A 26,149-nucleotide genomic window follows, 5' to 3' on the forward strand; every position below is an offset into this window, starting at 1 on the left:
TTAATGAGCTTTTTTATAAGTGATGCTGTTGCAGCAACCACTCCGGCTACTGGAGGCCAAGCCGATGGTACTTTTTCTTTGATCATGATTGCCGCTATCTTTGTCCTGTTTTATTTCATGCTGATAAGACCACAGAATAAAAGAGCCAGGGAACATCGTGAAATGATAAGCAAATTAAAAAAAGGCGATGAGATAGTCACTTCAGGAGGAATTCTGGCAAAGGTGGTTGGCTTAGATGAGCAATATATAAAAATAAGTCCAGCAGAAGGTATTGAGTTTAGTTTGCAACGTGGTGCCGTAAGCAGTGTGTTGCCTAAAGGCACGATAAAATCCCTTTAATCCGGTTTCAGGGACAAAAATATGCAAAATAAATATCCTTTATGGAAAAATCTGTTATTGATTTTGATTGCTGTTCTTAGTTTGATTTATGTACTTCCTAATCTTTACAGTGAAGATCCCGCTGTACAAATTTCCTATGACAATGCCATTGATGGTACACAAATCGAACAAAAAGTGCGGGAAATCCTGAATGAAGCCCATCTGGATTTTAAAAAAATTACCGTGAACAACGATCAAATCGAGATTCGCTTTTCTTCCACAGACACTCAGATCCTCGCCAGAGATGCCCTTAAGCGTAGTTTAGGGGACAAATATACCATAGCATTAAACCTTGCTGCATCGACGCCAGCCTGGCTGACATCGATTGGCGCAACACCAATGAAACAAGGCCTGGATTTACGGGGAGGGGTTCATTTCTTACTGGAAGTGGATATTGACAGTGTGATTAATCGCCGGTACGAAGGGTTAATGAAAAATATGGGTCAGGACTTGCGAGAGGCTGGTATCCGCTATGCCAGTATTCGTCATATTCCTAACACGGGTGTATCGGTTGCATTCCGTGCTTCTCAAGAATTGGAAAAGGCGGTGCAGCAATTAAAGCCAAAGTTTCCTGAATTTACCTTCAACGTCAAAAATTACAATAATTCAGTCGTTATTTCTCTCTCTCTCACAGAACTGAACCAGCTCAGACAAAATACCATTGAACAAACCATGAGTATTTTGCGCAATCGGGTGAATGAACTGGGTGTGGGTGAGGCCGTTGTACAACAGCAAGGAGCTACCCGCGTTGCTGTAGATTTGCCCGGGATACAGGATGCTGCCAGGGCCAAACAGATTCTGGGAGGTACAGCCACTTTGGAATTTCATCTGGTGGACCACGAGCATGATCCTGAAATTGCCAAACAGACAGGTGCTATTCCTTTTGGCAGTAAACTGTATATGACGGATGGCCGGCCAATGTTGCTGAAGCGGCAAGTAGTTTTGAGTGGAGACTCTATTACCAGTGCCGTTTCCAGTTTTGATCAACAGACTGCATCACCAGCTGTGCAGATTCAGCTTGGCGGTGGTGGAGAAAGTATGTTCACCAAAATTACCCGCGAAAATATCGGTAAACGAATGGCCATTGTCTTTGTTGAAACAAAGACAGATCTGCAAAATGTAGATGGTGAGCAGAAGCGAATTACCCATCGCGAAGAACGGATCATTAGTGCCCCTGTCATTCAGAGTGCTTTAGGTAACAATTTTCAGATTACAGGCCTTACCGATAGCAAGGAAGCGAGTAACCTGGCTTTGCTTCTTCGTGCAGGAGCCTTGCCTGCAGCTATTTATCCTGTCGAAGAACGTACCGTAGGTCCAAGTTTAGGAAAAGAAAACATCAGGCGCGGACTTATTTCTCTTGAAGTCGGCATGGGACTTATTCTTCTCCTAATGGTGGTCTATTATCGTTTTTTTGGATTGGTTGCAGATATTGCTTTAGTTCTAAACCTTATTATTTTGGGGGCTTTGCTTTCTATTATCGACGCTACACTGACTTTACCTGGTATTGCCGGTATTGTTTTGACCGTCGGTATGGCTGTGGATGCGAATGTGTTGATCTATGAGCGTATTCGTGAAGAATTGCGCAGTGGCCTGTCTCCACAAGCGGCTATTTATGCCGGTTACGATCGGGCATTTTCAACAATTCTTGATGCCAATATCACCACACTGATTGTGGGGATTGTTTTATTTGCCATCGGTACCGGGCCAGTTCGCGGTTTTGCTGTGGTTCTGTGTTTAGGCTTATTGACTTCCATGCTTACGGGTATCACCTATACCAGAGCTCTCGTGAACTGGATTTACGGTCAAAGAAAGATTAAGAAATTATCTATTGGCATTAATATCAGATCAACATAAGTAACTCTTATATTGATTGGCTACTTTGGTTGATTTCTGTATAAAAAACTGTGCTTTTTATAAGCTAATACTTGTTTAGCGACATCCAAGCTAATGCTTTTGATGTCGAACTCATTACTTGAGAGGTTGAGATGGAATTTTTTAATCCAAATTCAAAAATTGATTTTATGGGTGCGCGTTACTGGACAGCAGCGTTTTCCATTTTAGTCTTTGTGGTTTCGCTCAGCGCTTTATACATTTATGGTCTTAAGTGGGGATTGGATTTTACCGGCGGTACGCAAATTGAGGTCTCTTTTCCAGAGTCGGCTGATTTAGCAAAGATTCGGGAGGATTTATATAAAGCTGATTTTAAGGAAGCGCAAGTGGTCAGTTATGGCACTTCAAGAGATGTCCTTATCAGCATAGGTCCTCGTGTTGACATCGATCAAACTGAATTGGTGAATCGCGTATTGAAACAACTTCCGGGAGCTGTTAGCAAGCGCGTGGATTATGTTGGACCTCAGGTAGGACAGGAGCTGGCGACAAAAGGAATTCTCGCTATCATTGTTTCTTTGCTGGCTACAATGATCTACATTGCCATGCGATTTGAATATCGTCTTGCTGTAAGCTCTGCTGTGGCCTTGATTCATGATCCCGTACTGATTCTTGGAGTATTTGCTTTGTTTGGCTTTGAGTTTGATTTAAAAGCGCTGGCAGGATTATTGGCGGTGATTGGTTACTCCCTTAACGATACCATTGTGGTGTTTGATCGTGTACGGGAGAATTTTATTAAGCTGCGCCGCTCGGATACTATCGAGATCATGAATATCTCCATTAACCAGACCTTGTCACGAACGATCATGACCTCAGTACTGACTTTATTTGTCGTTGTGGCCTTATTTGTCTATGGAGGAGAAACGATCCGGGGATTTTCTCTTGCATTGATCATTGGTATCGTTATTGGCACATACTCTTCCATTTATGTAGCAGGTGCATTGGCCGTTTCCATGGGATTAAACCGCAGAGATTTTCTGCCAACGTCCAATAAGATCATTGATGACAGGCCCTAGAGCGCCGAATGATTATTGATGGCTCAAAAATATTTACTCTGTCTCGGCTTGACCTCAGCATCCAGTGATGCTGTGAAATTTCTGGCCTCGCGGACAGGCGGCGGGACGTAGAAATTGTATATGAATCAATACCTTTCTTTATAGTCAAATATTGGATGTATAATTTTAAATCATTTAGTGCCCTGGAAGACCAAGGCTGGGCACTTGCATCATGATTTATGACTAATCAGCTAATAACTTATCTGTCTTGGCAGCGCAGATAAAATCATTTTGGGTTAGACCATTTAAGGCATGCGTCATAAAACTGACATGGCAATAATTATAGCCGACTTCCAGGTCGGGATGGTGATTCTCAACGTTAGCTATCCACGCTAAGGCGTTCACAAAAGCCATGGTTTCATAAAAATTTTTGAAAGAGAAAGAGCGCTTTAGCTTTTTTTGATCCGCCGTTACTCCCCATTTTTTATCCAGTTGTGGTAATAAATTTTCAATTTGCTCCTTGTTAAGAGCTGAACCAATCCCTTCGCAAGATTCGCAATGCTTGCTGCTCAAATCGCTGCTCATGAATAAACTCCTCTTAGTGCTTCCAGAAAACGTGAATTTTGTTCGGGGGTGCCGATACTCACTCTTAAATAATTATCCATGTTGTATGGATGTAATGGTCGAACAATAATACCTTGATTTAATAAGTGCTGGTAGACGGGCAGGCCATCTTGTTTACAGTCAAAGGTAATAAAATTACAGACAGAGGGAATAAAATTCAATCCTAAGTCTGCTAATCCTTCAGTAATTTGTTTCATACCCAATTGATTGATTTCCAGAGTTTTTTCTATGAAGCCCTGATCGTCAAGTCCCACATAACCGGCTATAAGTGCGGCCTGATTGACGGCAAAGGGGAGCTGTAGACGCCTGAGGATATCTATTATTGAGGGATGAGCGATTGCATAACCTAATCTGAGGCCTGCAATACCGTAAGCTTTAGAAAATGTACGTGTCAGTACCAGATTTGAATATTTCTCAAGCCAGTTAATGGCATTATATTGCTGCTGGTTACGAGCATACTCGAAATAGGCTTCATCAAGAACAACCAAGGTGCGAGGATTAATCTCATCAAGCAAATGGAGTATATCTTCTTTTGAAATTAAAGTGCCGGTAGGGTTATTTGGGTTGGCCAGACAAATCAAACCGGTTTTTTCATCACAGGCTTCAATTAAGGCATTTACATCTACTTGCCAATTATTTTCTATAGCTACCGTTTTTACTGGTATTCCTAAAGTCTGGGCTTGAATCTGGTAGGTGCTGAAAGCGAACTGATGAGTTAATAAATGTTTGTTGGTATGAAGAGCAAAGCCTGACAACAGGAAATTGAAAATCTGATCGGAACCATTGGAAATAATCAATTGCTGAGGTTCGATGTTTAGGTGTTTTGCCAGTTTGTGCATTAAGGGATGAATCAGTGGCGCCGGGTAGGACGCTATGAGAGTATCTGACATGTCTGCCAGCGCCTGAAGAATGGAAGGGCTACAACCTAAGGGATTTTCATTGCTTGCCAGTTTGATGATGTTACTTATTCCCTGTTCTTGCTCAAGCTCTCTAACAGATTTGCCAGGTTTATAAGGCGATAAGGTACGAATACCTTGGTGTGGAAGTAGTTGAAAATCTACAGACATATGACGAATCCTTATTCTAAAATCTGTTTTTATATTACAGAAGCCCTCATATGATGTCATCTTCTATTGATTCTAAGACAGGACAAAATCATACTTTACCCAAATAAAACCAAATTGCTCACAATGATGTCCTATTGTTTATGCTTTAAGTGGTATGATTTTGCCCCGACCATCCAAAAATCCAGGCTTGCAATTTGTCAGCTAATTAAGTTAAGCTTCATGCAGCAAACAACCTCAGGAAAAGTTATGGAAAGGCAGAAGGGATTCTCGCTGATTGAAGTGCTTGTGTCACTTATACTACTAACAACGACAGTTTTGGCCCTGTTGCAACAACAGTGGCATAGTCATCGCTTATTGAATCAACTCTCTCTACAATCCGGTGCACTGCAAATGCTGGACAATGCATCTGAATATTGTTTAAGTGGTTTTAACCGTCTTCCCTCTAAAGAACAGTCCTTTATTTTAAAGTCAACACGCCTGAATGACGCAGTACAGCTGGATGTTCAGTGGCCAGGTGATGGTAATTCCCCATCTTCCCTAGTGAGACACTTAAAGCGGGTCGTCATATCATGAAAAGCTTGAAGGGAGTGGGGTTGCCGGAAGTGCTTATTAGTCTTTTTATATCAACATTGATTATGACTTCTCTGGTTCAGGGTTATTTAAGCCATAAACGTCAATACTTAAGCACATTGTCCAATATGGAAATACAATTTGATATAAACTGGCTTGCCGATTTGATGCGGCAATCGTTCATGAGAGTCGGATTTACCCCTTGTGTGAGTTTGGCTCAATTAACAACGCAAGATAGACGATATGCTGATAAACCACTGGAATATCTGAGCATTCAACCTGTGCCTGAGCCACTCATTGCCATATCTTATATGGGAGAAGCAATTTCCGAAGTGATTCAGATTAAAGGAGCGAGACACGTATTGGCTGACAGGCCTTTTTTATTGAATCCCAGGCATTCTATCATCATTACTGACTGTCATTATGCTGAAGTACAGGATATAACAGATATTAAAGCAAATGAGCAGGGAGTATTGATTCAACTGAAAAAACCTTTGACTTTTCAATATTCTGATAAAATTTATATTGGAGAATGGATAGAAGAAAAATGGTTAGTTCGCGCCGACTCTAAAGGCAAAAAGCGTTTTTATTTACAAAGCCATCATTTGGAAGAATTGACTGCAAAGGTGAGTGATGTGAAAGTTTTTGCTCATACCAATGAAAATAAAAACTGGATTGATGTTCTGTTGAAAGCAAAGAAAAATTTTTCCTATCATTTGGTTACAATGATGCGCAATCTATGAAAAATCAGGATAAAGGGTTTGTGCTTTTTACTACTCTGACGGTCATTACCATCATGGCTTTATTGCTACTGACCCGCATGCATGAATTGCTGTTGTTCAGCAAGATGAGCGCAAGACAAAAATTGCAGCATCAGGATTTTTATCAGCTTGAATATGTGGCGAGAAAACTTGTAAAGATGGATTTCACCCAAATCCCAAAGCCTTGTCGATGTGAAATGGATAAGATGAATAACGTTTTTGCATTGCTGAAAAAAAAGGGAAAGGGCTGCAGCCTCTTTGAAGATACCCGACAATATTATTATTTTATTGAAGACCTGGGTGAAAAAAACTGCTTAATGATAAGATATCAAGGGCAAAAAAGAAGTACACACCATTTTCGATATACGGTAGTTTATTTAAAAGAACATCAATTTTACTCAGCATTACAATTACGATTCATTAAACCTGGCCAGTTTGCGTCTTGCCAGGGAAAAGAAAAGACCGTTAAGGAAGGTATCAGCAGCTGGCGGTATTTGACGCAAGTCTTCTTAGAGTCATTGCAAAAATATAATCTGGGCAAGAATCTTTTATCTCTATCTTGAGCCTTGTTTGGTAAGGATGTATTGTAGAAATTAAACAACAAAAGAGGGATATTAAAACAATGAATCTGTCTGTTTTTACCAGGTTCAAATATTGGCCGCAAGTCTCAGTGTTGGCTTTATTGCTTATTGGATATTCCCTCTACCGATATTTTGCTTTTTATGACACCCGCTCCAGTGATGCTTATGTTTCAGCGCATGTCATTAACATGGCGCCGCTTGTTTCAGGTCCTGTCACTGGAATTTTTATTCGCGAGAATCAGGCTGTTAGAAAAGGAGAAAAGCTCATTGAAATTGATCCTCTTCCTTATCTGTATGCAGTCAGGAAAGCTGAATCAGCGCTTAATATAGCTCGTTTAAATTATGAGAATGACAAAATGGCTCTCATCATGGCTCAACAAAAATTAAAGCAGGCCAAACTTATACTGGCTTTAAGTCAGGATCATTTTGCGCGCTATTCCAAGTTGGAAATAAAAGGGGATATGGCCAAAATAACATTAATTGATTTGACTGAAAAAATAAAACAACAAGAAGCTGCAGTAGAGGAGGCGGTTCAGGAATTAAAAATAGCTGAGATCAATGTGGATGACAATCCCATATTAAAAGCCCAGGCCGAGCTCGATGAAGCCAGATATCTCTATGAACACACTACGATAAAAGCACCGGCAACAGGGTATGTGACAAATTTTAATTTACGTATTGGTCAATATGTCAAAACAGGGGAAGGTTTATTCGCCTTGATAGATACCAATATTTGGTGGATAGTCACTCGTTATCGGGAAACAGCTCTGCGTTTAATTAAACCGGGCGATAAGGCCAGAATTATGATCGATATGTATCCAGGGAAAGTTTTCCATGGGCATGTTGAAAGTATTGGCTGGGGTATAAATCGTGTGCAATCTGGAAATGTGGCTAAATCTACATTAAGTTACCTGGAGCCTACGGAAGATTGGATAAGAATTGCTCAGCGTTTCCCCGTGAGAATTCTTATTGATGATTTGACGGAAAAATATCCTCTGCGTATAGGTGCCAGCGCAACCACTGTAACTTATCGGTGATCCCGTGTCTGCTTTCCTGCCTTTCATACCGCAAACCGCTGAAAACCGTGCAGCAATACGAACGGCCATCGCAACGTTAACAGCCGTACTCTTAGCATTTAAGTTTCATTTTGAAACACCCTATTGGTCTGGAATGACTGTGGTTATTACTTCTAATCTGTATACCGGAAATATCATTGACAAGGCTTTAATGCGGATTATCGGAACCATTGCCGGCGCATTTCTCGGCTTTATTGCAGCCGGCCTTGTGGTTAACAGTTTTTTGCTGTATTTACTAACCAGTTTTTTATTAGTGGCTGTTGCTGTTTATTATTATAACTTCAGCCGTTATGCCTATGCCTGGCTACTTGGCTCACTGACTGCTCTTATCATCATTTCTCAGTTGGCTGTCAATCCGCAAAATGTTCTTTATGTGGCGATCTGGCGTTCGGTCGAAATTGCTTTGGGCGTTTTTGTGTCCTCTCTGTTCGCCTTATCCGTGTTCCCTAATCCCATAAAAAAGATTCTAATTAAGCAATTTGATATATTGTTAGCGGATTTAGACAAATGTTTAAAGCAATTATATGCTTGTCTTACGGATTCTTCCAAGGATTTTCAGACACTGGCAGAATCGAATGTGCAACTAAAAATACATTGCCGAAAAGCTGTTGAGCTTATCGGAGCTATGCCTAAAGACCCCAGTATAAAAAAGGAAAATATTGACCGATATCGAGCTTTGCTGGAGTCCATTTATCAGTTAGCACGCTTATTTCAGTATCAAATCAGTCAGCCAATAAAGCCATATCATTTGCCAGTATTCTTACCTTTAAAAGAGGTTTTTCATGCTTTAGAGAACGATATTTCTTCTTTACGATTCGCACTAAAAAAACCTCAATCTAGGCAACAGCCACTTCAATTACAGGCTTCTTTACAGCAATTTGAACTGCAATTTAAGAAAAATCGTTCGCTTTTGACCGCCTTTTTACCGTCAATTTACTCATTAAGTCATTTTATGAAAGGGGTAGAGCAGCATCTGATGGCCATGAAATTACTTTTAGAAAGAAAGGAGATTAAGGAACAGCCCTCGATTTACATCAATGCGCAAAAAAGGCTGCGAAACGATCCCGATATTATTAAACATAGCGTTAGAGCAGGCATCACGATTGTGCTGGCCTTGCTCATTTGGCTTGCCAGTAGCTGGCCAGGAGGAATCAACGGTATTATAAGCAGCATTGTTATTTCGGTCCGTAAACATCTTTATGAGATGAAAAACATCAGCAGCCATCGTTTTATAGGATGTTTTATAGGTGGTGGGATTGCCTTGACTTCGCTTGCTCTGGTTCGAATGAATCTTTATGATTTTATTGTTATTTTATTGTTTTCAGTTTGGTTATTTTCCTATTTTTCTTTTAAATATCCTCAATATGCCTATATAGGTCTGCAGGCGAATATCGCTCTTATCATTACTCTGGCTCAGGGAGGTGGGCCACCCCATACTCTTGCACCGCCTCTGGAACGCCTGGCCGGTATTATCATGGGGATTATTGCCAGCTTTGCTGTCGGCAATCTTTTATGGCGTACGGATGCCTGGATCATCTTGCGGCGTTATTTAAATAAATTGTTCTATTACATGACAGAAAACTTAAACACAGTGCTCTGTAGTAAAAAAGAGGATGTTCGTCTGCATGATCTGACCAATTTATTCTGGCTTAGTCGCGGTTTGATTGAAACTTTGAGTGCTCAAAAACTAAGTGCAGGAAAAGAGAAGCAATTGGTTGGTTTGAGAAACAGGTTTGAACATTATGTCATTATCCAGGCTACTATTAGTTATGTCTATTCCAGTGTAAACATTGAAAAAGCAAGAACAACAGCGAAAAATTACGATTTGCCTTTGACTGTCATTGAAACCGGTATTATTGACTTATATCGATATAAAAAGAAAAAAACAGTACCGGCGCTTGAAAAACAACTGCAACAGAGTTTTGCTGTTATTCAGCATATGCCTTTAAAAGAAAATGGCAGTGATGATGAGCTTAGGAATATACTGGCTTATTTGAACGCTTTAAAGCAATTCTTTTTGAAATATATCTAACCTCAGCTTGATGCTCGTCAAGTTGAGGTTAGATATATTTCAAACAAAATGAACAAGGGTTGATCTTTTTTGTGGCATTCAGTATCCTGTGCCAAATTAAAAAATGTTTAAACTTATGTTCAGGTATTCTTTTTTTCTTTTAACGCTTATCAGCCATATGGTTTCTGCCAGTGTGTATCCAGTTATGGTTGGTAATGAAAAAGTTCTCATTAAAGTCTGGCAAGGAGAGGGGAAAAAAACTTTTGTTCATCTGCATCAGAATGAAACCACAGCCTTAAAAGCTGCTAAGACCGTTTTCAGACAGCAGAAAGCCGGCTTACTGACGCTGCAACATTCTGGCGGCAGAAATATTCATTTTCGATTAAATCATCAACGTTTTGAATTTGACCCTAACCGTATTTTTACCGATAAGGGCATAAAAGCGAGTTTAAAAAAATACAGCCATTATACACCTGAAGCCTATCAGGAAGTAAAAAAATTAGCAGAGGCCATATTAAAGCATTTACCTGAAGGGCGAATCATCGCCGTTCATAATAATCAGGGTTACTCCATTCGTGATTATTTGCCAGGGCATTCATTGGCTTCTGATGCAAAAGCCGTTTATTTATCACCCGGACATTATTTCCGCAATTTTTATCTGGTTACCCAAAAAAAGGATTATCTTCACTTCAAAACATTAGGATTAAATGGCGTTTTACAGGCTGAAAATGCAAGCGATGATGGTTCACTATCCGTTTTGTTTCGCCATAAATCCTATATTAATGTTGAGGCCGGGTATAATCAGTTGTCAGAGCAAATCCAAATGCTTAACCTGGCCTGAAACAGGTATTTTATTGAATAATACAGCGACTCATTTTATTTTTTTCAGAACCTGTTGAGTCCACAGGAGGATATACATCGGCCGAAAAAAACTGCCAGGCTCTGGACATATTTTTCACGGTATCGTCTTCTACAAAACTTGGACTCGGGCTGTAGCTTTGCCTCATCTCATCTGTGGCTAGATTGCCTACACAAACCACATCTTCAAAGCTGCCGAGCGCAAAAGAACCGAGATAATGCGTTTTAGTATGGTGTTTTTCTTTATCAAGTTTAAGACGCAAGTCCCAGGGCAGGGTAGACATGTAGTCTTCCCATGTTTTTTCTTCAATAAATTCGACTTTGGTGACGCCCTCGATTTTTTTTATTTCCTCACATAGGGTGTCTTGATCTATTTGATAATCGTTCTTGCCTGGAGGTAAATTGACATAAATGGTGCACAAGCGACCATCTTCAGGATTAGTGCGATTGTCTCTCGTTGTAATTAAAGCCAGATGACCAAAACCGTCCTCATTCAAGGCTTCTGAAAAATATTGCTGTTTGGGAGGAAGTCCTTTGATCTTGCATACCGCCACAGGATAACGGTAATATTCCAGCTGCTCAACACAATTTTTTTCGACCTCCGTTAAATCCAGTCCCATCTTCGGCCAGTTTAGTGGAGAAGTGGCCAGAATCAATGCATCGGCAGAAAGAACGTGTTCCATGCCATTTTGTTGATAGTGAATTCTGATGCCATCATTATTGTTGCAATTACGTTCAATTTTCGTGATGTCCACCTTAGTACGTACTTCAAACCCGGCAGCGATTTTTTCCATTAACAACTGAAAACCACCTTTAATGGATAGTAAGGGCGGTTGTCTCAGCAATGTCTCAGAAAGCATAATATCCGGAACGGTCATTTTACCAAAGTATTCAAGAATTGAGTAAGTCGGACAATGAGTGATGGCGCCGTAACCAAAGCCAGGTACAAACAATTTGGCAAAAAGAGGCAGAACTTTCATTCCTTTTGCTTCCGCATATTCAGAAAAAGGTTGTTGCAGGTACTCGGGAAGTGGTGTTTTTTGCTGCTTTGCCTGTTTATAGACAGCATAATCTTGATTAAAGGTATAAAGTTCCTGAGCTACTGCTCTAGCTAAAGAAAATTTTTGCAAGAATGATTGCTGCTGATGGTACTGAGTAAATTCAGTATCTTCTGTCTGAGCAGGCAAGACCATTTCAAACTCGAGATGGTGTTCTTTGACGGCATTGTAAGTTACAAAAAATTATATAATGGCCATTAAGAGAGTAGCCCCTTATTGTAAAAATAAAGGGCACGGGCGTGAGCGACCGTCGCGGAATAGGTTTTAACAACCGTCTGGATCAAGGTACTCTAGCCCTGCTCTCGAAACGTTTGAATAGTTGAAAGGACTCTGATTAAAGAACGTCCGCTTACAATCCTAAACAATAAAATTTCGAGGCGCGCATGTCATTATACAGTAATTATATTGGTATCGATATTGGAAAAATTTCTTTTGTTGTAGCGATGTATGGCTCAAAAAAGATATACGAATATGAAAATAATCCGACAGGTATTAAAGCGTTTATAAACGATTTCAAGAGTAAATTAAAATATGCTTTAACTGTATTAGAAACGACAGGTGGTTATGAGATGCAATTATTGCTCACTTTGTGTGAGTCAGGGTTTGCAGTACATCGAGCTAATACACGTAAGGTCAAACGATTTATTCAATCTTATGGCAATGAGGCAAAGACGGATAAACTGGATGCCCTCTCATTGGCTTTATATGGGTATGAGCGAGCACAACGACTAGAACTATTTACTCCTCAATCAACAAAAGCCCTTGCCTTATTTGAGTTGGTGCAGCGTCGTAATGATTTAAAACAAATGCTTGTTGCAGAAAAGAATAGATTAAAAGCTCCTCGCGCGGACATCATCAAAGCGAGCTGTAATGCAATGCTCGAGGTGCTTAATAATCAAATCAAGACCATTACAGATGAAATAAATACCTTGATAGAGGCTGACTCTGTGTTAAGAGAAAAAAAAGCTATTCTAAAAACTATTCCCGGCATAGGGGATATCATTGCTAATGAGCTTCTTGTCTTATTACCAGAATTAGGTTCCTTAACGCGACGTAAAATTGCTTCGCTTGCTGGCCTTGCACCAAAGGCAAATGATAGCGGGCAGTTTAGCGGTTATCGGTGTATTGGTTATGGCAGATGTGGAATTAAGCCCATATTATTCTTAGCTGCCATGGCTGCAAGAAATTCAAATTCTAGCTTAAAATCTTTCTACAATCAGTTAATTTCTTCCGGAAAGAAAAAGATGGTAGCTTTAACTGCTTTAATGCGAAAAATCATTGTTATTGCAAATGCCAGAATAAGAGATTTTAATTCGGGATTATTTTGTGCATGATGATAGATTAATTAACTCATGTTACGCACTAAACCTTGCTGCTCCCTGAAATTTAATTAAAATTTCATCCCTGATTTTTAGGGAGGAAGATTTAATGGATATGCTTGATATTTATACTGACTATTTAATTTGCCAGAATAAATATGCCACAGCTACAGGTTTATCGGAGATGTTGGATGGTGAATTTGCGCACGACAAGGTGACACGATTTTTACGACTACAAGATTTTGGTTCCAAAGCGCTCTGGAATTATGTCAAGAAGTCAGTCAGGGAGAGTGAAGCATCAGACGGTGTTCTTTTATTGGATGACTCGATTGAGGAGAAGTCTTATACCGATGAGAATGAAATTAATTGTTGGCATTATTCCCATGCTAAAGGTGATGTGGTCAAAGGGATTAATATCCTGACCTGCATGGTTCGGTATGGTGACTTCAGTGTTCCTGTTGGTTATGAAGTTATCAAAAAAGACGTTGCTTTTTGTGACATTGAAACAAGGCAAGCTCGCAGAAAGTCATCCACGACTAAAAATGAACTTTTTCGCAAGCTTATCGCACAAGCGGTTAGTAATCATGTGTTGTTTGACTTTGTACTTGCGGACAATTGGTTTGGCTCGAAGGCCAATATGGCTTACATCCATAATGACCTTCAAAAATCGTTTATTATTGGGATTAAATCTAATCGAACCTTAGCTTTATCCAAAAACGACGCCAACAACGGACGGTACACAAAAGTCAGAGAATTAGAGCTTGAAGAGGACATAGCCCACACAGTCTATCTCAAGGGATTAGACTTCCCAGTGAGGCTTTTGAAGAAAATTTTCAAAAACGAAAATGGTTCTACAGGTGTTCTCTATCTCGTTTCTAATGACATGACCAGTAGTGCCGAACGTCTTTATGAAGTGTACCAGAAACGGTGGCGGATTGAAGAGTATCACAAGTCAATTAAACAAAATGCAAGCCTGAACAAATCTCCAACCCGCACGGTTAAAACACAATCCAATCATATCTTTGCCGCAATCATTGCATACTGCAAACTGGAAATGATGAAAATAAAGACAAAATTGAATCACTTTGCCATCAAGTACAAATTAATACTCAGGGCTAACCAAATTGCCATGCAGGAGTTAAAAAATATGGCTCGTTAAAGTCAATTGTGCGTAACATGAGTAATTAAATTTAAAAAAACGGTTAAGACATAGTTGATCCAGGACCACACCATAATTGGGTGCGAGTAAGGCTGCCCCCCATTCGGTTTTGAGCTCGTGATTTTCGGGATCTGAGTAAGTACGGCATTTTCCACCTACCACGTCCTCACGTTCCAGTACAATGATACTAATCTCTTTTTTTTGTTCAGTTGCCAGCATTTTCAATTGACGAGCGGCAAATAATCCACTTGGGCCGGCACCTACAATAACAACAGTATCAGGTAGTTCCTTCATGTTTTCTCCGTTCAAGATAATAAAAAAGCTTGTTGTTCAGGCAGCTTGACAAAAGATGAGCAAATTTTTGCCAATATTATCATATTATTGAAAAAGAAAACAATGATAAAAAGACATGGAATTTTTAGAAAGGTTTTTCAATGAAGAAAGCCTCACAAATAGGAAATATTTTTTTCTGCTGAATTAAATTTCAACTCCAATTCACCAATGATTTTATGAGCCAGTATATAATTGGCTTTACTAAGTTGCTGTTGATGCTGCTCAATCAGTGGCTTTGTTTCCTGAAACATGGAAAGAGCCAATTCATGCTCGCCTTTTTCAAGTAATTCTGATGCATAGGAACATAAGGCCTTATTAAGATTAAATACCAGTTTTTCTTCTACCAGATTGGATGTTTGACTATCAGAAGGAATATAGCGTAAAGCGGTTTTAGCCGTTTTAATTGCGGATAAATAATCATTATTTTTAAGATAAACAATGGTTAAATTGGAATACAAAATCATTATTTGATCCATATGTTCTCTAACAGAGAAGGAAGGTAAATGATAAGTGAATAAGGCTTTTTGAAACGCTTTTTCTGCTTTTTCCAGGTTATTGTTTTTAAAAAATTTGCTTCCCAATACTTTCCAGCTTGCTCCCAGTTTGAGCAGTAAGAGCTCTGTATCTTTTTTCTCAGCTTCACGATTTTTTGGTAGCTCATCATGTGCTTTGATTAAATTCTTTTGAATGTCCGTTAATTTTTTGAAAAGGACAGTATCGCTAATCCCCTCTCTAAATTGATCTTTACTGTCATGAATGCTGGAAAAATCCTTCCGAGCTTTTTCATAGGCTATTCTTGCTTCAACCTCAATTAAGAGTTTTGAAAAGGCTTCTCTTTTACTGTCCTCTGGATTAAATCGTGAAGCCCATAGAAGATCTTCTTTGATGTTCTCTAAGATATCGCTAAAAGTTTGTTTTTGTTGTTTTGCCTGGTCAATAATATCCTCTTTATGTTTTTTTAACATTTTATTGATGGCTGCAAGATATTCTTCAGAATCAAAATACAGGATTTTCCCATCGACGATTTCCATGGTTTCGCTGAATAAAGCATCAATTCGTTCCATTCCATTGTATATGCCATGAGCCAGATAGTAATCCGGGTCAATCTGTGTATCGCCAAGAGCAATGACAGTGGGTAGGTTTTTTCCTTGATAAGAGACTTGTTCCAAATAGTGCGCATTGACCATGAAAGGGACAAATCTTGGTTTTGATTTGTATTTTTTAGAAGGGGGTAAATGCTCATAGCTTGCTGAGGGAGCATAGCTTTGTATGGTCGCTGTAACCCAAGCATCGTAGTGCTCAGGTGCCAGATTATCCGGTGCCTGTAAATACAAACAAACTTTATTTTTGCCAAATGAAACCCCATAACATCTGGGTAAGCTAAATTCATTCCAGCCAAGTTCTCTTAATTTTAGAATTGAATCGGCAAAGTTACCCGGAAAAAGTTTCATATATGTTTCGCCCATTCCTCGTAAAATTTGAGAGTTATCATTAATATCTTCCAAATCTTTTTCACTCATACGAACGTAAGCCAGAAAATGATTGTGAAGAGGGAGATCAACAATGGTGTTCAACTGAAAAGGAGGGGTTTGATATAGAGCATTGACTGCTTTAATCACTTCACGTCTAGAGCCGGTACAGTCAAAAACATATTCAGCAGGTATTTCTTCTCTTTCCTCATCTTTATTAGCTACAATGACCGCCGGTTGTTTTGGGTCAGTTTTTAAGGCAATAAACTGTTTTTGTTCAATGTTTATTCCTAATTTTTCTGCTTGCTGATATAACTGCCTCTCAAAATCTTTAATATGCCCTTTATTTCCTGACCAAAACGATACACCAATGCCTGTTTCTGCTTTCCTGAAAGCATTTTCATTTAAATGGCCAGGGCGAGTATATATGCCCGCACGAGGATCAATAACAATAATATCTTTTACACGGATGCCTTCTTTTCTTAATTTAATTGCGGTATATAAACCGGCAGGACCTGCGCCTATTACTACAATCATATCTTTCCTCAATCAATTATTGGTCACTAAAAATTTGTTTTATTTTAGTTCTTATTGATTAAGAAAATATTAAGAAGTAGAAATATCGATATTCGCTTTGTAGAAGCTTTTGGGTTGTTTTTACATTGAAGAAAACGGCCTTGAAACTCCATTCACCAAGGCCCAGGATTGAATCAGGCTATTGACGGACAATAATGTTGTTTTTTACGCTTTTAACACCTCTTGTGCCGCGGGCGATGGCTTCTGCCTCATCACTTTGATGAATTTTCTTGACATAGCCTGTAAGCACTACTGTTCCGTCGATGCTCTCAGCATGAAGATTTGCGATAACGGGGTCATCATTGAGATATAAAGCTTTTTGTACATTGCTGGTGAGAATAGCATCTGAGGGACTTACACCGAGGAAATCATCCATTTGTGTGCCTGTATTGCAAGCTGAAAGCAAACTGAATAAAAAGGCAATAAAAGGAATGATGAGATATTTTTTCATCTTAATCTCCAAAATAAAGAGTCAAAGTATCAATTTTACCGCAAGGTTGCAGTAAAAAATATACCTGTGCGGTTCCGCATCTCCTTTCTGCTATAATTAAGCCACTGGAAAGCAAATTGAATGGAGTCAAAATGAACGTCAGTGAGAAAATCATTAAAGCCCATCTAATGGAAGGAGAGATGGTTCCCGGCAAAGAAATTGGACTGAAGATAGATCAAACTTTATGCCAGGATGCTACGGGCACTTTGGTCATGCTGGAATTGGAAGCCATGGAATTGGACCGGACAAAGGCAGAGTTATCTGTCCAGTATGTCGATCACAATTTGATTCAGGAAGATAATAAAAACCCGGATGATCATTTGTTTCTTGAAAGCTCCGCCCGCCGTTTTGGTTTATACTACAGTCGCCCAGGCAATGGAATAAGCCATGTTGTGCATATGCAAAATTTTGGCAAGCCAGGAAAAACCTTGACGGGTTCAGACAGCCATACACCGGCGGCCGGCTCTCTCGGAATGCTGGCCCTTGGCTCTGGAGGACTGGAAGTGGCCACGGCTATTGCTGGTTATCCGCTTTACATAAAAATGCCTAAAATTCTCGGTGTAAATCTGATCGGTCAATTGCCTGATTGGGTTTGCGCAAAGGATGTGATATTGGAGATGTTAAGACGTTATGATGTGAAGGGCTGTTCCGGTTACATCATTGAATATTATGGAGAAGGTTTGCAGTATTTATCGGCTATGGACAGACATGTGATTGCAAACATGGGAACAGAAGTCGGTGCAACCACTACCGTTTTTCCTTCGGATGATAAAGTCTATGAATATCTGAAAAGCCAGGGGCGTGAAAGAGACTGGGTTGAACTTAAAGCCGATAAAGATGCGACTTATGATAAATATGAAGAAATTGATTTATCGAAACTGGAGCCTCTGATAGCCAAGCCATCCAGCCCGGGTAACGTGGTCAGAGTTGCAGAGATAGCAGGAGAGGAGATCTATCAAACATATATTGGCTCTTCTGCCAATCCGGGATATCGAGATTATGCCATAGCTGCTGAAATGGTTAAAGGACGCACGGTCCAATCTCATGTGTCTTTTGATATTAACCCAAGTTCGAGAACCATACTGGAAGAGCTGGTTCGAGACAGCCACTTAGGTAGTTTGATTCATGCCGGGGCTCGTATTCATCAGGCAGGTTGCAATGGCTGTATTGGTATGGGGCAGGCGCCGGCTACCGATAAAATCAGCCTGCGAACAGTACCACGTAATTTTCCAGGGCGCTCAGGAACCTCAGAAGATAAAGTGTATTTATGCAGTCCGGAAACAGCGGCGGCTTCTGCCTTAAAAGGTGTAATTACTGATCCACGTACACTTGATATGAAATATCCCAAAGTAAAAATACCCGATAAACGTGTCATTAATCCTGATTGTATTGATAAGCCTTTACCTTTTGTCGAAGCCCAAAATGTACAATTGATTAAAGGACCCAATATTGTTTCACTACCGGAATATGAAGCCATGCCAGATCATTTGCATTTACCGGTATTATTAAAAGTGGGTGATAATATCAGTACGGATGAAATCTCTCCTGCGGGTGCTAAGGTTTTACCTTATCGAAGCAATATACCGAAAATCAGTGAATTTACTTATCGTCCAGTGGATAAGGATTATGTGTCGCGGACTAAAAAAGCAAAAAATGGTCATGCGATTGTAGGCGGAGAGAACTATGGGCAAGGCTCCAGTCGTGAGCATGCTGCACTGGCGCCAAGAGAACTTGGCTTACGGGCCGTATTGGCCAAAAGTTTTGCCCGTATTCACTGGCAGAATTTGATTAATTTCGGGATTATTCCTTTGGTTTTTAAAAACCCAAAAGATTATGATGAAATACAGTTGAATGATCTTATCAAGCTGGATGATTTAGAGGAAAAGCTGCATGAAGATGAATTTACGATAATCATCGCCGATAGCGAGATACGTGTTACCCAATCGCTATCTGAGCGGCAGAGAGAAGTCCTGGCTCTGGGAGGCCTTATTAACTGGATTAAAAAAGATCTCGAAAATAAAAAAGGATGAGTATGCTGTTTAAATATTTTTAGCCACTGCCTTTTCTCCCTGAGGCAATGGCTATTTTGATAATTTTCGTATGGTTTCGTTTAAATCTTCAACGTCGCCTGAATAATGATAATAAATTCTTTGCTGAGCACAGTCGATAATGCATAATGGTTCGCGCTTCTGATTATCTAGTTGTTTAAAGATCCAGAATAATCCGTCAGGGTGAGCGTCTCTGATTTCTTTTAGCAAGTCCAGCATCTTGTCTTCTTCAAACTCCGACTTGGTGCATACGAGATCTGAACTGCCGCCGATAATTTTATAGGCATAATGATGTTCTTTCATGATTCCACCTTTAAATCATCCATTTCAAGGTCATAGTGTTTTATAGTTTAGCTCAAAATGAACGATTATGGAAAAGGGATGCCATCGGGTTTATCAACTAAACTAATGTATAAAATGATGAATAGAAGGGATAAGTATGGAAAAGAACTATAAGATAGAACGGATGAGCAAAGAAGAAGTTGAGATGGTCGTTCATTGGGCGGCTAGTGAAGGATGGAATCCCGGATTACATGATGCTGACTGTTTTTATCAAACTGATCCGAGTGGTTTTTTTGCCGGAAAACTGGATGGTGAAATTATTGCCGTAGGATCGGCTGTGGTTTATGACGCTGAGTTTGCTTTTTGTGGCTTTTATATTGTGGCGCCAGGATTTCGTCATCAAGGCTATGGAATGGCGCTGACAGAGGCGCGCCTGAATTATATTGGGGAGCGAAATGCAGGAATAGATGCAGTCGCCTCCATGCTGAAAAAGTATGAGCGTCTCGGTTATCAGATCGCACATAATAACGCACGTTATACTTCTCCTGCGGCCTTTTTTCAAAATGTAGATCAAACAGGCATTGTTTTGTTAACGGAAATCGATTTCAGTCGATTGGTCGAATATGATGCGCAGCATTTTCCTGCTCGCCGTGATACTTTTTTACGTTGCTGGATACATCAACCGAACAGCCTGAGCATCGGTTATATAAATAATAACGAACTTAAGGGTTATGGGGTGATAAGACCTTGTCAGCAAGGGTTTAAAATCGGACCTTTGTTTGCCGACTCAGCAGAAATCGCCGATCTTTTTTTCCGTCATTTGGCCAATTTTGCTCAAGGTGAAATCATTTATCTTGATATTCCTGAAAATAATTCAAATGCCAAAATTTTGGTTAAACATTATAAAATGGAGAAAGTTTTTGAAACCGCAAGAATGTATCTAAAGGGGGAGCCGAAACTTCCCATTGAGCATATCTATGGTATTACCTCTTTTGAACTGGGTTAATCATGAAACGCGATATGGTCGGATATGGGGATAAGCCTCCTCGGATAGAATGGCCAAACCAGGCGAAGCTGGCTCTTAATTTTGTAATAAATTATGAAGAAGGGGCTGAGCGCTCACCTCTTCATAATGACAAAACAGCTGAAACCTATGGAGGTGAGTTCCCTTTGATTGCCAAACCTGTTGGACAACGACATCTGAGCATGGAATCGTTGTTTGAGTATGGCAGTCGTTCAGGGCTATGGCGTTTACTGCGCCTTTTTGATCAATATCATATTCCGCTAACCTTTTTTGTCACCGGTTTTGCTCTGACTTTAAATCAACCGTTTTGTGATTATTTACGCCATTCGCCACATGAAATCGCAGGACATGGCTGGCGATGGGTTGATTATTCAAACCTTTCACAAAAAGAGGAAAAAGAACATATGTGCCTTTGCCTGGGAACCATCGAGCATCTTACAGGGCAACGTCCTTTGGGCTGGTACACCGGACGAACGAGTGAAGTTACCCGCAAGCTTTTATTGGATATTGGCGGTGTGGTTTATGATTCAGACAGCTATGCCGACGATTTGCCATATTTTATCGGTAAACATCTTATTATTCCCTATACCTTGGACTGTAATGATTTTCGTTATACGACAAGCCCGGGTTTTACTTCTCCAACTGATTTCTTTCAGCATTTAAAATGGACTTTTGATTACCTGTATCAGGATAATCATTTATCCATGATGACCATCGCGCTTCACCCAAGAATCAGTGGTAGACCGGGTCGTTGTATGGCGATAAAACAATTTATTGATTATATTGCTCAGTTTCAGGACATTTGGATTGCCCGTCGCATTGATATTGCCAATTACTGGCGTGAAAATGCTCCTTCTTAAAAACCGCTTAGCTAAGACATTTAAGGGCTTTGGAACATTAAGGATGTGTTTTTAAAGTTTTTTTGCTTTGTAGCCCGAAAATAACTTTAAAAACATACCCTGGATATGATAAAAATAAATTCTTTATTTTCGCCACTGTCCTCCCGCACTATGGTATTTGGTGCTGAATTGGTTTTCAAATATATTGCCGTTAAAAAGCTTAAATGACTTACGGAAATGCTGTTAAAGGTATAAGGATATTTATCATGCTAATAAGGACTTCAAAGATTCTTCTGGTTGCCGCCATAGCTTTTTATGCTTCGTTAACTGCCTTCTCAAATATTACAGACTATGCAACTAATTTTTCTGCTGTGCAGAAAGTCTTTATGATGAAAGAGGTCTTGCCAGGCACAACCATCACTTATCGAGCAATTAATGCCCCAGTCATTCACCACCTGGGTTATATCTTCATTATATTTATGGAATCTCTGACAGCCATTTTATGCTGGATAGGCGTGTGGAAATTAAGCCGTGCCGTGAAACAACCGGCGTTCATCTTTAATGAAGCGAAAGAGGTGGCTATTGCTGGATTAACCATAGGTTTTCTTACCTGGCAAGTGACTTTCATGAGCATTGGCAGTGAGTGGTTTGGTATGTGGATGTCTCCGCAACTTAATGAAGCTGTTAATACCGCTTTTCGCATTTTTATAATGATTCTGGCTGTTTTGATTTATCTTGTCCATAAAGATGGTGAAATTTCAGGGCATGTCAAAAAACCAGATGTGAACACGGAAGCTTAGGGGCATTTTCTCATTTATATCCATATTTAGAAACCAAAGGGGACGTTTTTGCGCAAAACCGTAAGAAAGCAATCAGCGACTGACAGAAGCTATTTGCTGCCCTGGGTTATTTGTCTGTTAGCCGCCTTATTTTAAAGTTATGACTGTCACACCCAGTGTCATGATTCATCCTTTAATGGCTGAATACAATGTAAATACAACACAAATTGGCTTGCTTTCCGCTTTCTATTATTATGCTTATACACCGCTACAGCTTCCATCTGGTTTGATCGTTGATAAATATAATCCAAGATGGGTACTAAGTGTTTCTGCTCTTTGTTGTACCTTGGGAACTTTTTTATTTGCTTTAACGGATTATCTGGTGGTGGCTTATGTGGCCAGAGCAATGATGGGAATAGGCTCAGCCTTTGCTTTTGTAGGCGCTTTAAAACTGGCTGCTCTTTGGTTGCCTGAGCAGTTTGCCTTGTTCAGCGGAATCACCACGGCTTTAGGCACGCTAGGTGCTATGGCAACGGACACTATTCTTTCTTATATGGTAGCCCATGCAGGCTGGCGTAATGCAGTGTATTACTCAGCATTTGCTGGTCTTCTACTGACATTGTTGTTGTTTCTCCTTGTCAGAGATAAGCCTCAAAGTGAAAAAATAATCACAGACGAGGGTTATTATCATTGGTCAAGTCTCACTTATCGTCTCTTTTGTTTATTTATGAACTGGCGATTTTGCTTTACCGGTTTAGTAGGGGCTTGTTTATTTTTACCGATTTCAGTGTTTGCTTCTTTATGGGGCGTGGCATTTATCGCTGAGCGTTTTGATATCAGCACAGCCAATGCTGCCAGCATGACCTCATTAATATTTTTGGGCATGGCCGTGTCTGGCCCACTAATGGGTTGGTTATCAGATAAGATTCAAAATCGAAGGGTATTGTTATTTGCCGGCAGTTTTTTTGTATTACTGTTTTCAGCATTGCTGATTTATAAAGAAAACATTCCTTTTATTTGGGTATGTCCATTGTTGTTTTTGATTGGTTTTTCCGTAGGGCCACAGATATTAACTTTTGCGATTGCCAAGGAAATCAGTCCACTGGGCTCAACAGGTCTGGCAACTGCTGCTACCAATTTTATTGTGACTATAGGGGCAGCGATTTTTCAGCCCTTGATTGGTTATTTTCTGGAGCAAACATGGGACGGCCGGTTAACAACTATGGGAACTCCTTATTATGATGTCAGTAATTATCGGGAAGCATTTACGGTGTTTATGATTTTTCTTGCCTTGTCATTTGCAATGACTTTTTTTATTCCCAAAAACACTTGTAAATCTTGATGACACACTTAATCAACAATAATCAATTTTATATTCAGCGATAAATCGGAAAATTCACTTCGAATAATTGACAGGCATGATTTAATCATTAATTATAACAAGAATTAAACAATAATATTTTTTGAGATCTTTATGAAAAAAATAAGTGCAATTTTGATGTTTTTAATTGTTTCGTTTTCTGGATTTTCTGCGCAAGTCTGTACGGAAAATTGCCCTACGCCTGAAGGTGTGGAAGCTTTGAATCAATTATGCAGGCACATTATCAATGATTCGCAGCAAATTACCTCTGATCAATTCAGCAAGGAGCAGTGGTTTCAGGTCATTCAGAGCCTGGGGAAAACAGGTGAATCCTTGAAAGCACTTGGCAAATATGCTCCGGGATGTAATTTTTCTAATGAAAATTAACATACATTAGTCGTTCAACGAACGTTCATTGGTATCTGAAAGTAAATGCGCTAAATTAAAATTAGTTCATTTAAAATGGATTTTAACGATATGGATACATTATTTCATCTGGCATTTCCGGTGCATGATTTTGATTTGGCTAAAAAGTTTTATCGTGATCAGTTGGGGTTTAACATAGGCCGCGAATCAGCTAATGCGCTGATTTTTCAATTTGCTACTCATCAGATCGTGGCTCATAAAACAGAGTCACCCATACCGCCTCAACAAAGCATCTATCCCCGGCATTTCGGTTTAATTTTTTTGAGAAAAGATGAATTTGAAGCTTTTTTCAAGCAATTAAAATCGCGTGATGTAATTTTTGAAATTCCCTTGAAAACTCGCTTTTCTGGTACAAAAATCGAACATCAAAGTTTTTTTCTTAAAGATCCCAGCAATAATTTACTCGAATTTAAATATTACATACATCATTCGGCTATTTTTGGCGAACATGACTATTCACAGGTCGGTGAAAACTGATTCATAACATTTTGATATATAAGAAGGTGTGACTATACTTTTATTTATACCGCTGTTATCCCTTGGATGGTTATCAAGGTAGAAATATGCCAATTTTGCTTACGAGCCTGGGAGAGTATTGTGGATAAATCTTTTGATGCAATCATTATAGGAACAGGGCAAGCGGGTCCTTCGTTAGCTGTTCGAATCGCTAAGGGAGGGAAGAAGGTTGCTATCATTGAAAGAAACAAATTCGGTGGAAGCTGTGTAAATACCGGATGTATTCCAACCAAAACCTTGGTGGCCAGTGCTGAAATAGCTCACCATGCTCAAAGAGCTCAGGATTTCGGTATTGAAATCAGCGGTTCAGTTCATACAGATATGAAAAAGGTGAAGGCACGCAAGGATACTATTGTGAAAAAAGCCAGTCAGGGGGTGGAGCAGTGGTTGAAAAACACACCTAATGTGACGGTTTATTATGGACATGCTAAATTTATCGATAATTACACCGTTTCAATAAATGATAAGCGTATATCCGGCCATCAGATTTTTATTAATGTAGGGGCTCGAGCATTTGTTCCGCCCATGGAAGGGCTTGAGCAGGTGGACTTTTTGACCAACTCCTCTATTCTACAATTAGATGTCTTGCCTGAGCATCTCATTGTAATAGGCGGAAGTTATATTGGGCTTGAATTTGCACAGGCTTTTCGTCGCTTTGGTGCCAAAGTGACCATTGTTGAGAAGGCTCCTCAGCTTATTTCACGGGAAGACACTGATGTTTGCGATGTCGTGCTCGATATCATGCAACAATCCGGTATTGATGTTCGGTTAAATACCAATTGCCTCTCTTTTTCATCTTCTGATAAAGGAATTCAGGCTCATGTGGATTGTGACACAGGTAAAACCTCAGTCACAGGTTCTCACCTGTTGATAGCCATTGGTCGTAAAGCAAATACGGACGATTTGGGCCTGGAAAACACGGATATTGAGGTTAATGAACGAGGCATGATTATGGTTGACGATCAACTGAATACCACCGTGCCTAATGTATGGGCTTTGGGAGAATGTAACGGTCGGGGAGCCTTTACTCATACAGCTTATAACGATTATCAAATCGTTGCGGATAATTTGCTCAATGGCTCACAAAGAAAACTGACCGATCGTATTTTAGCTTATGCGCTATATATCGATCCTCCTTTGGGACGTTGTGGGATGACGGAGGCTGAAATTCGTAAGGCTGGTTATAAAGCTCTGGTAGCTAAGCGCCCCATGACACAAGTTAAGCGAGCCCTCATTAAAGGAGAGCCGGAAGGCTTTATTAAAATACTGATTGATGAAGACAGTCAAAAAATTCTTGGCGCGGCAATCCTCGGGGTAAATGGTGATGAGATTATTCATTCCATACTCGATGTGATGTACGCAGATAAACCATATACGCTGATAAGAGATGCTGTTCACATTCATCCTACGGTTTCTGAACTGATACCAACGACGCTTGAAAACCTGAAGCCTTTATAATAGCTATTAAATGGAAGAGTTAGAAGCCATTTTTCAAGCAAAGGAAAGCAATAGATTAAAGCCATAGAAGCGCACCGTTATATTTATCAAAGTCACTTTAAATCGATGACTTGATAAAATAGAATGGCACGAATTACCGCGGCATCTATGCGAAGTTCCGTATGGACCCCACTATCAAGTAGCGGGGATTCGATCCCTAAAAAAT

General features: G+C 39.8%; 26 protein-coding genes. 19 read left to right on the forward strand and 7 right to left on the reverse strand.

The window, feature by feature from the left end:
• The first annotated feature begins 3 nt into the window (after positions 1 to 3).
• The 3 genes from yajC to secF all read left to right on the forward strand — a co-directional run bounded on the left by yajC (position 4) and on the right by secF (position 3,281).
• Positions 4 to 339, forward strand: a complete 336-nt coding sequence (gene yajC, locus E4T55_RS12645) for a preprotein translocase subunit YajC (protein ID WP_058501624.1) — start codon at positions 4 to 6, stop codon at positions 337 to 339.
• Positions 340 to 360: 21 nt separating this feature from the next.
• Positions 361 to 2,232 carry a protein translocase subunit SecD gene (gene secD, locus E4T55_RS12650; RefSeq protein ID WP_058501625.1) on the forward strand — a complete coding sequence of 624 codons (1,872 nt, stop codon included), beginning with the start codon at positions 361 to 363 and terminating at the stop codon, positions 2,230 to 2,232.
• 131 nt (positions 2,233 to 2,363) lie between these two features.
• Complete coding sequence (gene secF, locus E4T55_RS12655) at positions 2,364 to 3,281, forward strand: protein translocase subunit SecF (RefSeq protein ID WP_058501626.1); 918 nt, start codon at positions 2,364 to 2,366, stop codon at positions 3,279 to 3,281.
• 222 nt (positions 3,282 to 3,503) lie between these two features.
• On the opposite strand, the gene E4T55_RS12660 is transcribed toward secF, so the two are convergent.
• A complete protein-coding gene (locus tag E4T55_RS12660; RefSeq protein ID WP_058501627.1) occupies positions 3,504 to 3,845 on the reverse strand; it encodes a 4a-hydroxytetrahydrobiopterin dehydratase in 342 nt (113 codons plus the stop codon).
• Positions 3,842 to 4,951, reverse strand: a complete 1,110-nt coding sequence (hisC, locus tag E4T55_RS12665; RefSeq protein ID WP_058501628.1) for a histidinol-phosphate transaminase — start codon at positions 4,949 to 4,951, stop codon at positions 3,842 to 3,844. The genes E4T55_RS12660 and hisC overlap by 4 nt, the downstream gene beginning before the upstream one ends.
• Positions 4,952 to 5,197: 246 nt before the next feature.
• Between hisC and E4T55_RS12670 the strand changes: the two genes are divergently transcribed.
• The 6 genes from E4T55_RS12670 (at position 5,198) to E4T55_RS12695 (ending at position 10,791) form a co-directional block, all read left to right on the forward strand.
• Positions 5,198 to 5,524, forward strand: a complete 327-nt coding sequence (locus E4T55_RS12670; protein ID WP_058501629.1) for a prepilin-type N-terminal cleavage/methylation domain-containing protein — start codon at positions 5,198 to 5,200, stop codon at positions 5,522 to 5,524.
• A complete protein-coding gene (locus E4T55_RS12675; protein ID WP_058501630.1) occupies positions 5,521 to 6,264 on the forward strand; it encodes a PulJ/GspJ family protein in 744 nt (247 codons plus the stop codon). The genes E4T55_RS12670 and E4T55_RS12675 overlap by 4 nt, the downstream gene beginning before the upstream one ends.
• Complete coding sequence (locus E4T55_RS12680) at positions 6,261 to 6,845, forward strand: hypothetical protein (RefSeq protein ID WP_058501631.1); 585 nt, start codon at positions 6,261 to 6,263, stop codon at positions 6,843 to 6,845. The genes E4T55_RS12675 and E4T55_RS12680 overlap by 4 nt, the downstream gene beginning before the upstream one ends.
• Positions 6,846 to 6,904: 59 nt before the next feature.
• Positions 6,905 to 7,900, forward strand: coding sequence for an HlyD family secretion protein (locus tag E4T55_RS12685; RefSeq protein ID WP_058501632.1), 996 nt, complete (start codon positions 6,905 to 6,907; stop codon positions 7,898 to 7,900).
• 4 nt (positions 7,901 to 7,904) lie between these two features.
• Complete coding sequence (locus E4T55_RS12690) at positions 7,905 to 9,971, forward strand: FUSC family protein (RefSeq protein ID WP_058501633.1); 2,067 nt, start codon at positions 7,905 to 7,907, stop codon at positions 9,969 to 9,971.
• Positions 9,972 to 10,086: 115 nt separating this feature from the next.
• Entirely contained in the window at positions 10,087 to 10,791 is a 705-nt protein-coding gene (locus tag E4T55_RS12695) for a capsule assembly Wzi family protein (protein ID WP_223168294.1), read from the forward strand.
• A gap of 10 nt (positions 10,792 to 10,801) precedes the next feature.
• Here E4T55_RS12695 and E4T55_RS12700 read toward each other — a convergent pair whose 3' ends face one another.
• Positions 10,802 to 12,001, reverse strand: coding sequence for a hypothetical protein (locus tag E4T55_RS12700; RefSeq protein ID WP_058501634.1), 1,200 nt, complete (start codon positions 11,999 to 12,001; stop codon positions 10,802 to 10,804).
• Positions 12,002 to 12,249: 248 nt separating this feature from the next.
• On the opposite strand from E4T55_RS12700, the gene E4T55_RS12705 reads away from it, so the two are divergent.
• Both E4T55_RS12705 and E4T55_RS12710 read left to right on the forward strand, forming a co-directional pair.
• Positions 12,250 to 13,200: an IS110 family RNA-guided transposase gene (locus E4T55_RS12705; protein ID WP_115325220.1), complete on the forward strand. Its 951-nt coding sequence runs from the start codon at positions 12,250 to 12,252 to the stop codon at positions 13,198 to 13,200.
• Between the two features lie 94 nt (positions 13,201 to 13,294).
• Positions 13,295 to 14,344, forward strand: coding sequence for an IS701 family transposase (locus E4T55_RS12710; RefSeq protein ID WP_115325221.1), 1,050 nt, complete (start codon positions 13,295 to 13,297; stop codon positions 14,342 to 14,344).
• Here E4T55_RS12710 and E4T55_RS12715 read toward each other — a convergent pair.
• From E4T55_RS12715 to E4T55_RS12725, 3 genes are all read right to left on the reverse strand, one after another.
• On the reverse strand, positions 14,324 to 14,638 hold the full coding sequence (locus E4T55_RS12715) for an NAD(P)-binding protein (RefSeq protein WP_058500610.1): 315 nt from the start codon (positions 14,636 to 14,638) through the stop codon (positions 14,324 to 14,326). The two genes, E4T55_RS12710 and E4T55_RS12715, sit on opposite strands and share 21 nt — an antisense overlap.
• A 152-nt stretch (positions 14,639 to 14,790) precedes the next feature.
• The gene (locus E4T55_RS12720; RefSeq protein ID WP_058500609.1) at positions 14,791 to 16,683 is read right to left on the reverse strand and encodes an NAD(P)/FAD-dependent oxidoreductase; all 1,893 of its coding nucleotides are present in this window, start codon (positions 16,681 to 16,683) and stop codon (positions 14,791 to 14,793) included.
• A gap of 178 nt (positions 16,684 to 16,861) precedes the next feature.
• Positions 16,862 to 17,173 carry a BON domain-containing protein gene (locus E4T55_RS12725; RefSeq protein ID WP_058500608.1) on the reverse strand — a complete coding sequence of 104 codons (312 nt, stop codon included), beginning with the start codon at positions 17,171 to 17,173 and terminating at the stop codon, positions 16,862 to 16,864.
• Between the two features lie 131 nt (positions 17,174 to 17,304).
• Between E4T55_RS12725 and E4T55_RS12730 the strand changes: the two genes are divergently transcribed.
• On the forward strand, positions 17,305 to 19,242 hold the full coding sequence (locus tag E4T55_RS12730; RefSeq protein ID WP_058500607.1) for an aconitate hydratase: 1,938 nt from the start codon (positions 17,305 to 17,307) through the stop codon (positions 19,240 to 19,242).
• Positions 19,243 to 19,293: 51 nt separating this feature from the next.
• Here the strand turns inward: E4T55_RS12730 and E4T55_RS12735 are convergent, their stop codons facing one another.
• On the reverse strand, positions 19,294 to 19,563 hold the full coding sequence (locus E4T55_RS12735) for a hypothetical protein (RefSeq protein ID WP_058500606.1): 270 nt from the start codon (positions 19,561 to 19,563) through the stop codon (positions 19,294 to 19,296).
• A 136-nt stretch (positions 19,564 to 19,699) separates the two neighbouring features.
• Here E4T55_RS12735 and E4T55_RS12740 point away from each other — a divergent pair, with 136 nt between their 5' ends.
• From E4T55_RS12740 to E4T55_RS12770, 7 genes are all read left to right on the forward strand, one after another.
• Entirely contained in the window at positions 19,700 to 20,548 is an 849-nt protein-coding gene (locus E4T55_RS12740) for a GNAT family N-acetyltransferase (RefSeq protein WP_058500605.1), read from the forward strand.
• 2 nt (positions 20,549 to 20,550) lie between these two features.
• Positions 20,551 to 21,426: a polysaccharide deacetylase family protein gene (locus E4T55_RS12745; protein WP_058500604.1), complete on the forward strand. Its 876-nt coding sequence runs from the start codon at positions 20,551 to 20,553 to the stop codon at positions 21,424 to 21,426.
• A gap of 245 nt (positions 21,427 to 21,671) precedes the next feature.
• Positions 21,672 to 22,205: a DUF2165 family protein gene (locus tag E4T55_RS12750; protein WP_058500603.1), complete on the forward strand. Its 534-nt coding sequence runs from the start codon at positions 21,672 to 21,674 to the stop codon at positions 22,203 to 22,205.
• A gap of 175 nt (positions 22,206 to 22,380) precedes the next feature.
• Entirely contained in the window at positions 22,381 to 23,526 is a 1,146-nt protein-coding gene (locus tag E4T55_RS12755; protein ID WP_245183890.1) for an MFS transporter, read from the forward strand.
• A gap of 132 nt (positions 23,527 to 23,658) precedes the next feature.
• A complete protein-coding gene (locus E4T55_RS12760; RefSeq protein ID WP_058500602.1) occupies positions 23,659 to 23,931 on the forward strand; it encodes a hypothetical protein in 273 nt (90 codons plus the stop codon).
• Positions 23,932 to 24,021: 90 nt separating this feature from the next.
• Positions 24,022 to 24,447, forward strand: coding sequence for a VOC family protein (locus E4T55_RS12765; protein ID WP_058500601.1), 426 nt, complete (start codon positions 24,022 to 24,024; stop codon positions 24,445 to 24,447).
• Between the two features lie 120 nt (positions 24,448 to 24,567).
• On the forward strand, positions 24,568 to 25,944 hold the full coding sequence (locus E4T55_RS12770; RefSeq protein WP_058500600.1) for an FAD-containing oxidoreductase: 1,377 nt from the start codon (positions 24,568 to 24,570) through the stop codon (positions 25,942 to 25,944).
• The last annotated feature ends 205 nt before the right edge of the window (positions 25,945 to 26,149 follow it).

Source organism: Legionella israelensis, assembly GCF_004571175.1.
Classification (GTDB): domain Bacteria; phylum Pseudomonadota; class Gammaproteobacteria; order Legionellales; family Legionellaceae; genus Legionella_D; species Legionella_D israelensis.